General features: G+C 74.0%; 8 protein-coding genes. 4 read left to right on the forward strand and 4 right to left on the reverse strand.

Features of this window, described 5'->3' with window-relative positions:
- Nucleotides 1–82: 82 nt before the first annotated feature.
- The gene (locus LQ940_RS13025; RefSeq protein WP_231242496.1) at nucleotides 83–1,306 is read left to right on the forward strand and encodes an acetate/propionate family kinase; all 1,224 of its coding nucleotides are present in this window, start codon (nucleotides 83–85) and stop codon (nucleotides 1,304–1,306) included.
- Here the strand turns inward: LQ940_RS13025 and LQ940_RS13030 are convergent.
- The 3 genes from LQ940_RS13030 to LQ940_RS13040 form a co-directional block, all read right to left on the reverse strand.
- Nucleotides 1,277–3,685: a phosphoketolase family protein gene (locus LQ940_RS13030; protein WP_231242495.1), complete on the reverse strand. Its 2,409-nt coding sequence runs from the start codon at nucleotides 3,683–3,685 to the stop codon at nucleotides 1,277–1,279. The two genes, LQ940_RS13025 and LQ940_RS13030, sit on opposite strands and share 30 nt — an antisense overlap.
- Nucleotides 3,682–6,213, reverse strand: a complete 2,532-nt coding sequence (locus tag LQ940_RS13035; protein WP_231242494.1) for a cation-translocating P-type ATPase — start codon at nucleotides 6,211–6,213, stop codon at nucleotides 3,682–3,684. The genes LQ940_RS13030 and LQ940_RS13035 overlap by 4 nt, the downstream gene beginning before the upstream one ends.
- Nucleotides 6,214–6,342: 129 nt before the next feature.
- On the reverse strand, nucleotides 6,343–9,018 hold the full coding sequence (locus LQ940_RS13040; RefSeq protein ID WP_231242493.1) for a bifunctional acetate--CoA ligase family protein/GNAT family N-acetyltransferase: 2,676 nt from the start codon (nucleotides 9,016–9,018) through the stop codon (nucleotides 6,343–6,345).
- Between the two features lie 186 nt (nucleotides 9,019–9,204).
- On the opposite strand from LQ940_RS13040, the gene adhP reads away from it, so the two are divergent.
- The 3 genes from adhP (at nucleotide 9,205) to LQ940_RS13055 (ending at nucleotide 12,057) form a co-directional block, all read left to right on the forward strand.
- Nucleotides 9,205–10,221 carry an alcohol dehydrogenase AdhP gene (adhP, locus tag LQ940_RS13045; protein WP_231242492.1) on the forward strand — a complete coding sequence of 339 codons (1,017 nt, stop codon included), beginning with the start codon at nucleotides 9,205–9,207 and terminating at the stop codon, nucleotides 10,219–10,221.
- 151 nt (nucleotides 10,222–10,372) lie between these two features.
- Entirely contained in the window at nucleotides 10,373–10,972 is a 600-nt protein-coding gene (locus tag LQ940_RS13050) for a CBS domain-containing protein (protein WP_231242491.1), read from the forward strand.
- Between the two features lie 35 nt (nucleotides 10,973–11,007).
- Nucleotides 11,008–12,057 (forward strand): 5'-3' exonuclease, encoded by a 1,050-nt coding sequence (locus tag LQ940_RS13055; protein ID WP_231242490.1) that lies wholly within the window; start codon nucleotides 11,008–11,010, stop codon nucleotides 12,055–12,057.
- Here the strand turns inward: LQ940_RS13055 and LQ940_RS21765 are convergent, their stop codons facing one another.
- Nucleotides 12,058–12,972 carry a DUF2510 domain-containing protein gene (locus tag LQ940_RS21765; protein ID WP_269214603.1) on the reverse strand — a complete coding sequence of 305 codons (915 nt, stop codon included), beginning with the start codon at nucleotides 12,970–12,972 and terminating at the stop codon, nucleotides 12,058–12,060.
- Between the last annotated feature and the right edge of the window lie 23 nt (nucleotides 12,973–12,995).

A 12,995-nucleotide genomic window follows, 5' to 3' on the forward strand; every position in this document is an offset into this window, starting at 1 on the left:
CGGCGGCCGACCGCAGGGCCCAACGGCCACAGGCACCGGGACCTTCGGCCGGCGCTTCCTCCCGACGACGAAAGGCGCCACCGTGACCGACTCGGCCAAGCTCCTGGTGCTCAACTGCGGCTCGTCCTCGCTCAAGTACGACCTGTTCGCGCCGTGGGCCGGCGACGCCGAGCCGGTCCGCGTGGCGACGGGCTTCATCGAGGGCGTCGGCCCGGGGACCGCCAGGCTGCGCCACGACCCGCCCCTGACCGGGCATCGCGGTCCGGTGCAGGAGGTCGAGGCCCGCGACCACGAGGCCGCGCTGCACGTCGTACTCGACGTCCTGCGCGACGACTGGGCGGGGCTGGAGACGCTGGGCGCGGTCGCCCACCGCGTCGTCCACGGCGGTCCCGACCTGAGCCGCCCCGCCGTCGTCGACGACGCGGTGCTCGAGGCGATCGAGAGCGCCGCCGTGCTCGCCCCGTTGCACAATCCCGCGGCCCTGGCCGGGATCCGAGCCGTGGAGTCCCTGTGGCCGGGTCTCCCCCAGGTGGTGGTGTTCGACACGGCCTTCCACGCCACGCTGCCCGCCGCCGCCTCGACGTACGCCATCCCGCAGGAGCTGGCGCGCCGCCACCATCTGCGCCGCTGGGGCTTCCACGGGATCAGCCACCAGTACGTCTCAGCCCGTACGGCGGACGTCCTCGGCGTCCCGGCCGACCGGGTCAGCCTCGTCTCCTGCCACATCGGCAACGGCGTGTCCGTGACCGCGGTGCGCGAGGGCCGCAGCATCGACACCTCGATGGGTTTCACGCCCATGGACGGCGCGGTGATGGGCACCCGCAGCGGCAGCATCGACCCGGGGGCCGTGCTCCACCTGGGCCGCACCGGCCTCTCCCCCGACGAGGTCGAGGACCTGCTGCAGCACCGCAGCGGGATGCTCGGCCTGTGCGGCGACTCCGACATGCGGCGCGTGCGCGAGCGGGCCGACGCCGGCGACGCCGAGACGGTGCTCGCCCTGGAGGTCTACTCCCACCGCCTGCGCTCACTGGTCTCCTCCTACCTCGGCCAGCTGCCCGACCTGCACGCCGTCGTGTTCACCGCCGGGGTCGGCGAGCACGATCCGGCGCTGCGCGCCGAGGTCATCGCGCCGCTGGCGCACCTCGGGCTCCAGCTGGACCCGGACGCCAACGCGGCCGCGGTCGGCGGCGACCGTCCGGCCCGGATCGACGCCGGAGGCACCCCGGTCCTCGTCGTCCCCACCGACGAGGGGGCCCAGGTCGCTCGCGAGGCGCACTCAGCCCTTTTCGGCCCAGTCCCCCAGTGACCAGTCGCGCACCGCAGGCAGGTCCTCGAGGTGCTCGACGACGTAGGCATCGTGAAGAGCCAGCTGCTCACGGCACCAGTCCTTGAGCTCCGCGGCGCCGGCCGGCGTGCGGTTGGCGTTGTTGATGGCGTCCATCACCAGGTGGAACCGTGAGGCGCGGTTGCGCACCACCATGTCGAACGGCGTCGTGGTCGTGCCCTCCTCGATGAACCCACGCACGTGGAAACGGTCCACGTCGGGCCGGCCGTGCACGAGCTGGTGCACCGCGCCCGGGTAGCCGTGGAACGCGAACACCACGTCGACGTGGTCGGTGAAGAGCTCGCGGAAGAGGGTGTTGCCCATGCCGTGTGGGTGGTCATTGGGTCGCGGCAGGGTCATCAGGTCCACGACGTTGACGACGCGGACCTTGAGCTGCGGCAGCCGCTCACGCAGGATCGCCGCAGCGGCGACGGTCTCCATCGTCACCACGTCGCCGGCGCAGGCGAGCACGACATCGGGATCGCTCTCGCCGTCGTCGGTGCCGGCCCACTCCCAGATGCCGGCGCCGCGGGCGCAGTGCTCGATCGCCTCGTCGATCGAGAGCCACTGCAGCTGGGGCTGCTTGTCGATGACGATCAGGTTGACGTAGGAGCGCGAGCGCAGGGCGTGGTCGGCCACCGAGAGCAGGCAGTTGGCGTCCGGCGGCAGGTAGACGCGCGACACCGAGCCACGCTGGGTGATGACGTTCTGAATGAGCCCCGGGCCCTGGTGGGAGAAGCCGTTGTGGTCGTTGCGCCAGGCCGTCGACGTCAGCAGCACGTTCAGGCTGGGCGCCGGTCGCCGCCAGGAGAGATGCGCCCCCTCCTCGAGCCACTTGCTGTGCTGGATCGTCTGCGAGGCGCTGACCATCGCGAAGGCCTCGTACGTCGCGAACAGGCCGTGCCGCCCGGTGAGGGTGTACCCCTCGAGCCAACCGTGGCAGTTGTGCTCGCTGAGCACCTCCATGACGCGCCCGTCCCGGGAGAGCGCGACGTCGTCGGGCAGGACGGTCTCGGCGAAGCACCGGTCGGAGACCTCGAACACCGCGCCGAGGCGGTTGCTGTTGGTCTCGTCGGGACAGAACAGCCGAAAGTCGTGGGGGTTGAGCCGGTAGACGTCGGCGAGCATCGCGCCGAGCCGCCGCGTCGACTCCGCACGAAGCGTGGCCGGCTTCGTCACGTCGATGGCGTAGTCGCGGAAGGGGGGCAGGACCAGCTCTCCCGAGCCGCTGCCGGCGTTGGCGTGCGGGCTGGCGCTCATGCGGAGCCGCCCCTCGGGGTTGGCCGCCCGGACCTGGTCGCTCGGAGCGCCTGCGGCGTCGAACAGATCCTCGGGGCGGTAGGAGCGCAGCCACTCCTCCAGCAGCGCGAGGTGCTCGGGGTTGTCGCGCACACCCGAGAGCGGCACCTGGTGGGAGCGCCAGGTACCGGCGACCTGGACCCCGTCGACCTGGTCGGGCCCGGTCCAGCCCTTGGGGCTGCGCAGGACGATCAGGGGCCAGCGCGGCCGGCGGCCGTCCCAGTCGCCGGAGCGGGCGGACTCCTGGATCGAGCGGATGCTCCCCAGCGCCCAGGACATCGCGGCCGCGACGCGGTGGTGCATCCCCGGCAGGTCGTCGCCCTCCACCTCGACCACCTCGTAGCCGTGGCCCTCGAGGAGGCTGCGGACCTCGGCGGGGTCCTTTCGTGCCAGGACGGTGGGCCCGGCGATCTTGGCGCCGTTGAGGTGCAGCACCGGCAGCACCGCGCCGTCCCGGGTCGGGTTGAGGAAGGAGATGCCCTTCCACGAGCCCTCCAAGGGCCCGGTCTCCGCCTCGCCGTCGCCGACCACGGCGAGCGCGACCAGGTCGGGGTTGTCCATGACCGCCCCGAACGCGTGGACCAGCACGTAGCCCAGCTCTCCGCCCTCGTGGATGGAGCCGGGCGTGGTGACCGACACGTGGCTCGGGATGCCGCCGGGCGAGCTGAACTGGCGGAAGAGCCGGCGTAGGCCCTCCTCGTCCTGCGTGATGTGGGGGTAGACCTCGCTGTAGGTGCCCTCGAGGTAGCCGGCGGCCACCAGCGCCGGGCCGCCGTGGCCGGGACCGGCGAGGTAGATCATCTGTTGGCCGGTACGCCGGATCAGCCGGGAGGCGTGCGCGTAGAGCATCGCCAGTCCGGGGCTGGTGCCCCAGTGGCCCAGCAGTCGGGGCTTGATGTGCTCGGGGCGCAGGGGCTCGCGCAGCAGCGGGTTGGCCTGCAGGTAGATCTGCCCGACCGTGAGGTAGTTGTTGGCCCGCCACCAGGCGTCCACGGAGGCCAGCTCGTCCTCCGAGAGCCGCGCGAGCTCCTCCACGACGGCGGCGGTGTCGGCTTCGCTCATGCGCTTCCTCCTGAGGCGAGGGACGTCGGTGCCAGGCGGCGCCGCGAGTGCCGGTGCCGCTGGGTGGCGAGCACGGCGCCGGGCACCACGCTCAGTAGCAGCACGGTAGCCGCATCCGGCCACGAGAGGGTGTCCGTGCCGAGCAGGCTGCGCAGGGGCGACCACGTGACCGCGAGGACCTGGAGCACCGCGGCGAGCGCGACCGCGGCCTCGAGACCACGCCCTCGCCAGCTCACGCCCGCGCGGGGCGCACGGATCGCAAGCCCCACGCCCAGCTGGGCCAGGCCGAGGGTCACGAACACCCAGGTCTGCACCCGTGCCTCGGGAGCCAGCAGGCCAGCGGCGAGCGAGACGACGCTGATCAGGGCTCCGGCCAGGAGGATCTGCCCGAACAGGCCCTGCCCGAGGACCGACTCCTGCGGCGGCGGAGACGGGCGGCGCATCGCCTGGGGGTCCAGCGGCTCGCCACCGAACGCGACGCCCGGCACGCCGTGGGTGAGCATGTTGATCCACAGGATCTGCCCGGGCCCGAGCGGCACGGGCAGGCCGAGGAAGGGCCCGAGCAGGATCACGACGACCTCGGCGAGCCCGCCCGCCAGGGCGTAGCGCAGGAACATCCGGATGTTGGCATAGATCCGGCGCCCCTCCCCCACGGCGACGACCACGGTGCGCAGGTTGTCGTCGGCCAGCACCAGGTCGGCGGCCTGGCGCGCGACCTCGGTGCCGCGCTCGCCCATCGCGACGCCGATGTCGGCCCGGCGCAGCGCCGGTGCGTCGTTGACCCCGTCGCCGGTCATCGCGACGACCTCGCCGCGGTCCTGCCAGGCCGCCACGATGTCGACCTTCTGCTCGGGATGGGTGCGGGCGTACACGCCGATCTCCTCCACGGCCGCCACGTGCTCGCCGCGCTTGACCATGTCGCCGTCGGCCACCTCCGGCGTCGCGCTGCGGATGCCGAGCTCGTCGGCGATCGCGCGCGCCGTGGCCGGGTGGTCCCCGGTGATCAGGACGGTCCGGATCCCCGCGTCCGCACACGCGCGTACGACGTCGGCCGCGTCGGCCCGGGGCGGGTCGGAGATGGCCACCAGCCCCCGGAGCACGAGCCCGTCGTCGAGCTCGGACCGGGCCGGCTGCGAGGCGGGCGCGGCATCGGCGACGGCCAGCACCCGGAAGCCCCTGCCGGCGAACTCCTCGGCCGCCGCCCGGGCGCGCTGCCCGACGTCGGTGTCGGCCAGCAGGTCCAGCACCACCTCGGGTGCGCCCTTGCAGATCGTCAGCCAGGCGCCGTCGCGGTGGTGCACCGTGATCATGCGCTGCAAGGTGGCGTCGAACGGCACCTCGTCCATCCGTGACCACAGCGAGCCGAGCCGCAGCAGGTCGGCGTCGTGCTTGGCCGCCGCGATCAGCAGGGCCGCCTCCATGGGGTCGCCGACGATCCCCCACTCCCCGTCCTCCGCGGTCGTGAGGCGGGCGTCGTTGCACAGGACCACGTCGCGCAGCAGCAGCGCGAGCGACTCCGGCTCGTCGTCACCGACCACCTCCCCGGCGACGTCGTACCCGTGGCCGGTGACCCGGGACGCGCCGGTGGGGGTCCACAGCTGCTGGACGACCATGCGGCCCTCGGTGAGGGTGCCGGTCTTGTCCGAGGCCAGCACGGTGACCGACCCCAGCGTCTCGACGGCCGGGAGCCAGCGGACGAGGGCCGAGCGGCGCGCCATGCGGTAGGCCCCGAGCGCCAGCGCGACCGAGACCACCGCCGGGAGCGACTCCGGGATGGCCGCCACCGCGAGGCTGACGGCCAGGACCACCATCTCGGCGGCGTCCTCTCCCCTGAGCAGGCCGAGGACGAACACCAGCGCCGCCAGCGCCAGCGTCAGCGCGACGAGCTGGCGCGAGAGGGTCGACAGCCGCTGCTGCAGCGGGGTCGGCCGGATCCCCGCCGAGGCGATGGCGGTGGCGATGCGCCCCAGGGCGCTGTCGGCGCCGGTGCTGGTCACCTCGGCCAGCCCGCGCCCGCGGGTCACGACGGTGCCGGACAGGAGCGGCTCGTCCACGCCCCGGGCGACCGGCACCGACTCGCCGGTCATCGCGGCCTCGTCGACCTGCAGCGCCGCCGCCTCCAGCAGCGACCCGTCCGCCGGGACCACGTCGCCGGCCTCCAGCCGGACCACGTCGCCCGGCACCAGGTCCGCGCTGTCGACGCGCACCGGCTCGCCGTCACGCAGCACGGTGGCGTGGGGGGCGGAGAGCCGCTCGAGGGACGCGATCGCGTTGGCGGCCCGCACCTCCTGCACCACCCCGATGGCGGTGTTGAGCACGATCACGGCGGCGATGATGATGGCGTCGGCGACGTCGCCGAGGGCCGCGACGACGACCAGGGCGCCGATCAGCAGCAGGATCATCGGGTCGCGCAGCTGCCCGCCCACCCGGGAGAGCAGGCTGGGCGGCTTGGGGCGGGGCGCCCGGTTCGGTCCGAAGGTCGCCAGGCGCTCCGCCGCCTCCACGCTCGACAGACCGGTGATCGTCACGACGCGCCTCCCTCCCTCGCCTGGACCGGCCCCTCCACCAAACGGCCCTGGACGGTCGCCCAGACGTGCCGTTCGACCCCGAGGCTGCGGGCCTTTCGCCTCTCGGCACGGACGGGGACCTGGGCAGTCCTAGGGGCCAGCCGGACGACCCCGCAGCTGTCGCGGGATCCCGGAGTCCACACGGGCGGCGGGCTCGAGGCGCACCTTCACGTCCACGAGCGCGCAGCCCTCCTCGCCGACCATGACCGGGTTGAGGTCCATCTCGGCGAGGTAGGGCAGGTCCTCGGCCAGGCGGCCCAGGCGCACCAGCAGGTCCACGAGCCCGTCCACGTCGCCCTGCAGCAGGGAGCTCACGCGCAGCATCGACACCGCCCGTGCGGCGTCACCGGCGCTCACGGGTGGCAGCAGGAACACGCGGTCCGCCCACACCTCCGTCGCGACCCCGCCGGCGGCCACCATCACCAGTGGTCCGAACGCCGGGTCGCGCACCGCGCCGAGCGCCACCTCGACTCCCTTCGATAGGGCCTGCACGAGCAGCGTCGAGCTGCGGTGTCCCAGCTCCCGCTCGAAGTCCCGGACCGCCGCACGGAGCTCCTGGGCCGTCGTGATGCCCACCCGCACCAGCCCGCGCGCGGTCTTGTGGACGACGTCGCGGTCGGCGACCTTGAGCACCACGGGGTAGCCCACCTCGCGGGCGGCGCGCTCGGCGGAGCGCATCCCGTGAGCCACCCGGCCCGTGGGAGCCAACCCGTAGTCCGAGAGCAGGACCCCGAGCTCCTCCGCATCGAGCCAGTGGCCGCCCTCGCCCCTGGCGGTCAGGATCTCCTGCGCCGTACGCCGGGCGCGCTCCGCCCGGGCGGCGTCCACGGGCGGAGCCTGGTCCCGCGGGGCCCGGCGCCACTCGGCGTAACGGACGGCGCGCCCCAACGCCTCCGCCGCGGCCCGGATGCTGGGCAGCACGGTCACGCCGGGCAGGCCGGCGGGCACCTCGAGCCCGCCCATGGGGACCAGCACCAGCGGCCGGTCCGGATGCCCGGCACGGGCCTGGGCCACGGCCCGCAGCGCGGCGTCGGCGTCGCCGACGCCCGTGGCGACCAGCACCACCAGCACCACGTCCACCTCGTCCTCGGCGCGCAGCAGCTCCTCCGCGAGCGCGCCGAGCGCGGCGGCGGTCGCGGCCGCGCCGGCGTCCACCGGGTTGGCCGCGTCGGCGGCCCCCTGGACGTGGCGCGCCAGACGGCGACGCAGGCGGGCGCCCGCCTGGGCAACGACCAGGCCGCAGCCCTCCGCCGCCTCCGCGGCCAGGGCCCCCAGTCCCCCGCCGTTGCTGAGCACCGCCACGCGGCTTCCGGACGGCAGCGGCTGCTGGGTCAGGACCAGGGCCGCCTCGGCCATGTCCTCCGCGCCGGTGCAGTTCACGACGCCGGCCTGGGCGAAGAGCGCGGAGACGGCCACGGCCGGCGTGGCCGCCGCGGCGGTGTGCGACCCCCCGGTCCGCCGCTCGCCGCCGGACCGGCCGCCCACGACGGCCAGGAGGGGCTTGGCCTCCGAGAAGCGGCGCGCGAACCGTGCGAACTTCAGCGGGTTGCCGAACGACTCGAGGTACAGCGCCGCGGCGCTCACCCGCGGGTCGTCGCGCCAGGCCGCGAGGAGGTCGTTGCCGGAGACGTCGGCCTTGTCGCCGAGCGAGACGAAGGTGCCGACCCCGAGCCCGAGCCGGCGCGCCACGTCGGTCAGGACGATGCCCACGCCCCCGGACTGCGAGGCCACGGCGAGTCCGCCCGGGGGCGGGACGACGCCGCTGAAGGTCGCGTGCAGTCGAAGGTCGGCGTGGTTCACCAGGATGCCCAGGCAGTCGGGCCCCACGATCCGGATGCTGCTGCGGCGAGCCATGGCCAGCATCTGCCCCTCGGCCCGTGCGCCGTCCGGGCCCTCGAATCCGGACGAGACCACCACCGCGCTCGGGACACCGGCAGCGGCGGCGTCCTCCAGCGCCGCGACCACACCCGCCGCCGGGACGGCGACGACGAGCAGGTCCACGCCGCCGGGTACGTCGACGACGCGCGGGTGGGCGGGGACGCCCTCGATCTCGTGCGCCTGGGGGTGTACGGCGTGCACCGGACCCGAGAAGCCGCCCGCGACGATCGACCTGATGATGGCCGAGCCCACGCCCGTGCCGTCGCGACGGGCGCCGACGACCGCCACGCTGCGGGGGTACAGCAGCGGGTGCAGCGACCGCGCCTCCGCCTCGGTCTCGCGCTCGTCGGCGGCCTCCACGGCGGCCGCGGAGGCGGTGGTGTCCATCTCCACGTGGGCGACACCGGACTCGAACTCGCGCCTCGCGGTGAAGCCGGCGTCGACGAAGACCCGCAGCATCGCGGTGTTGTCGCCCAGGACCTCCGCGACGAAGCGGCGCGTCCCGCGGTCCCGGCACGCCGCGGCCAGGTGCTCCAGGAGCAGGCTGCCCAGGCCCAGGCCGTGGAACTCCTCGGCGACCAGGAAGGCCACCTCGGCCACCTCCGGCTCGATCTGCTCGGCCGTGGCCAGGGCCGCCAGGCGCCCCTTCCGCTCCGCGACCAGCGCGAAGCAGGCGGGGTCCTCCAGCACGTGTGCGACGTACAGCTGTCCGGCCTTGCGGCCGGTCGAGAAGAAGCGGAACCGGAAGCTGGTGTCGGAGACGCCGTCGTGCAGGGCCCTCAGGGCGTCACGGTCCTCGGCGGCGGCGCGACGGATGACGGCGACGCTCCCGTCGCGGAGCAGCACGTCCGCGGGCGCCGGACCGTCACCGACAGCATCGACGCTCATGGGTCCTCCTCCTGCACGCTCCATCGCACTCTGGCACGGCCGCGGGCCGGATGGCGGTCCGGGGGACCAAGGACCCGGGTCCTCCGAGCCGGGCGAGGGGCGGGTCCTACGGCCCTGCCGGGTGTCCGGACCCGGCACCAGACTGGAGTGCCCGAAGCAGCACTCCCCCGCGCAGGAGGCACCGCCATGAAGGCCGCCGTCGTCACCAGCTTCACCGAGCCGCTCGAGATCCAGGACGTGCCGGTCCCCACTCCCGGCCCAGGACAGGTCCTGGTCCGCATCGAGGCCTCGGGTCTCTGCCACACCGACATCCACGCCGCCCACGGCGACTGGCCGGTGAAGCCGACCCCACCGTTCGTCCCCGGGCACGAGGGCGTCGGGATCGTCGAGGCCCTCGGCGAGGGCGTCACGAACCGGGCCGTGGGCGACCGCGTGGCGCTGCCCTGGCTCGGCCACGCCTGCGGGCACTGCCACTACTGCGTGAGCGGGTGGGAGACGCTGTGCGAGGAGCAGCTCAACACCGGGTACTCCATCGACGGCGGGTTCGCGGAGTACGCCGTGGCCGACGCCGCGTACGCCGTGGCGGTGCCGGACGGCATCACGCCGCAAGACGCCGCGCCGCTCACCTGCGCCGGCGTGACGACGTACAAGGCGATCAAGGTCGCGCACATCCAGCCCACCGAGCGGGTCGCGATCTTCGGCATCGGCGGGCTGGGCCACCTGGCGCTGCAGTACGCCAGGATCGTGGGAGGGACGGTCATCGCCGTCGACGTCGAGCAGTCCAAGCTCGACCTCGCCCGCGAGCTGGGCGCCGACTACGTCGTCAACGCGGCCGAGACCGACCCGGTCGCCGCCATCGAGGAGCTCGGCGGCGCCGATGTCGCGGTTGTGCTCGCGGTGATCCCCCGGGTCTTCGAGCAGGCCTTCGAGTCGCTCAGGCGCGGCGGACGCCTGGTGTGCGTGGGTCTCCCGCCCGAGTCCGACGGCCCGATGGCGCTGCCGATCTTTCCGACCGTCCTCAAGGGCATCTCGGTGATCGGCTCCATCGTGGGCACCCGGCAGGACCTCGCCGAGGTCTTCGACCTGCACGCGCTGGGGCGCACCCGGGTGATCGCGGAGAGCCGCCGCCTCGACGAGGTGAACGAGTGCGTGGCGGAGGTGCTCGCGGGCCGCGCACCCGCCCGGTTGGTGTTCGAGCTGTGACGCCCCTGGGGGCGGTGACCTGAGGCCGTGCCCCTGAGGACCTTGGTCCCTGTCCCGGCCACGGCGCGCGCACGAGGCTGGAGGCACGAAGAGTGTGGCTCCGCCACCGGCCGACGGCCGGATCGAGCGGCCACCGGGACGGAGAGCCGCCATGTTGGTCCAGGACGTCATGACCCCCGAGCCGGTCACCGTGCGCATCGACAGCACCGTGAAGGGCGCGCTGATCCTGCTCGCCGACCACGGTGTCACCTCGCTGCCCGTGGTGGACGCAGCCGGCCGGATCCGCGGCGTGGTCAGCGAGGCGGACCTGATCCGCGAGGCCGTGGCCCGCGACCCCCGGCTCCGCGAGACCCCGCTGCCCCGCGACCGTACCGACGCCCCCGACTCGGTCGCCGACGTCTACACGCCGCACGCCGTGTCCGTGCGCGGCCGCGACGACCTCGCCGACGCCGTGGAGCTCATGACCTCGACCAGCGTCAAGAGCCTGCCGGTCGTCGACGCCGACGATCGGGTCGTGGGCATCGTCAGCCGCAGCGACGTCGTCCGCCTGCTCGCCCGGGCCGACAGCGCCATCGGGGCCGAGGTCGCCGACCTGCTGCGCTCTCTGGGCCACGACAGCTGGCTGGTCGAGGTGCAGGACGGGGTCGTGGAGCTGAGCGGCCCCCGCGGGCACAGCGAGGCCGCCATCGCCCGGGTCACCGCCGGCAGCGTCGGGGGCGTCATCGAGGTCCGGGTGGACCAGCAGCCCTGAGCGGCGGGCGGCGCCTCTAGGCTGGCCGTACCGCCATGCCGACCTCCGACCCTCCCGCCCCCGCGCCGCGGCTGCTGCTCGCCGTCGACGCCCCCTCCCTGCTCCACCGCAACCACCACGCCCGCGTGGCGAGCGGGCTGCGCGACCGGGGCGGCCGGCCCGCGTGGGCGCTGCACGGGATGGTGCGGCAGATCCTGGAGGTGATCGACCAGTTCGCCCCCGACGCGGTGGTCTTCGGCTTCGACGACCGAACCGCCTCGGTGCGGACCGAGACCTACCCGGCGTACAAGGCGGGCCGCCGCGTGAAGGACCCCGCCCTGGTGGACCAGCTCCAGCGCTCCGCCGCCCTCCTGGACGCGCTCGGCCTGCACACCGTCACACCGGCCGGCCTGGAGGCCGACGACGTCAGCGCCACCGCGGCGACCTGGGCCGAGGCCGCCGGCTGGGGCTGCGTGATCGTGACCTCCGACCGCGACTCCTTCGCCCACATCAGCGCGCGCACCCGCGTGCTGCGCCTGATCGACGGCGGCGTGAACGCCTCCCCGCTGCTCAACCCGGCCCGGCTGCGCACGCTGTACGGCATCGCGGCCGAGCACTACCTGGAGTACGCCGCCCTGCGCGGCGACACCAGCGACAACCTGCCCGGCGTGCCGGGGATCGGCGAGAAGACCGCCCCGGTCCTGCTCAGCCAGATGGGCTCGATGCGATCGGTATGGGCCGACATCGACCACTGCGCGGGCGCCAACCTCGTCGCCGCGCTCGACTCCTACTGCGAGGAGGAGGGCCTGCGGCGCATCGGTCCCGGGCTGCTCAAGCGGCTCACCGCGCCCGGGGCCCGGGAGCGCTTCGACTTCAACCTGTCGATCATGTCCGGGCGCACCGACCTCGACCTCGGCCTGACCCCCGACGTCCCCGGCACCCCCGGTCTGCTGCCGCTCGACCCCGACCGTGTCTCCCAGGTCGTGGGCTACCTCGGGGTCCCCTCGACCACGGACCTCGCGCTGCGCGTTCTCACCGAGCCTCCGGCCTCCTACGACGACGGCCCCCGGAGTGCTCCGGAGGCCGTCGTCGTACAGGAGAGGTGACTAGCTGTCCTTTGAGACCAGCCAGTCGCCGTCCTCCTTGACCAGGGTCAGCGTGCCCTTCTCGGTGTTCTTGAGCTCGTCGGATCCGATGAGCTCCTTGAACTTCTCCTCGTCGTCTCCGGTGTACTCCAGGGTGGCGGTGTAGTCGACCGTCGCCTTGTCCCCGTCCTCCTTGGCGTCCTCGATCTCGAAGTCCGCGTCGATGTCCTCGAGGACCGCACGGAAGTCCCCGAAGTCCTCACCCTCCTCGATCTTCTTCGCGAGATCACCACAGTTGTCGACCTCGTAGAGCTCGAAGGTGCTCTCCATCAGGTCCTTGGTGCTGAGCTCGCAGACCTTCTGCTGGTCTCCGTCCGCCTGCGCGTTGAGGTAGTCCTCCGCCGCGCCCTGGGCACCGCTGCTGCCACCCAGGACGAGGAACAGCACCAGGCCGAGCACGACCACCAGTGCCACGCCACCGCCGATCAGGGCGATCAGCTTGCCCTTGCCCTTGCCGCCGCCGCCGGAGCCGCCCTGCGGCTGCGACTGCCAGGGCTGCTGGCTCGGGTAGCCCTGCTGCGGGTAACCCTGCTGGGGATAGCCCTGCTGGGCGTAGTCGGGCTGCTGAGGCGTCTGCCAACCCTGGGTCGGCGGCGCGGAGGGCGGCGGGCCGGACGGGGGCGGGCTGGAAGGCGGGCTGGAAGGCGGGGGGCCCGAGGGCGCACCCGCGGGCGGGGTGGCGGGCTCGGGGTCACGCGGCGAGGCGACGACCGTCGCGCCCGGGTCCGGCTGCTGCGGGGGCGCGGACGCCGGCGGGGTCGCGTCCGGTGCCGGCATCGTGTGCTCGGTCCACCCGGTCCCGTCCCACCACCGTTGGTTGCCGTGGCCGTCGGGATACCACCCGGCCGGAGTGCTGGGCTGGTTCGGGTCGCTCATGGGCTTCTCCTCGACGGGCGGGA

The organism is Nocardioides sp. cx-173 (genome assembly GCF_021117365.1).
Taxonomy (GTDB): Bacteria; Actinomycetota; Actinomycetes; order Propionibacteriales; family Nocardioidaceae; genus Nocardioides.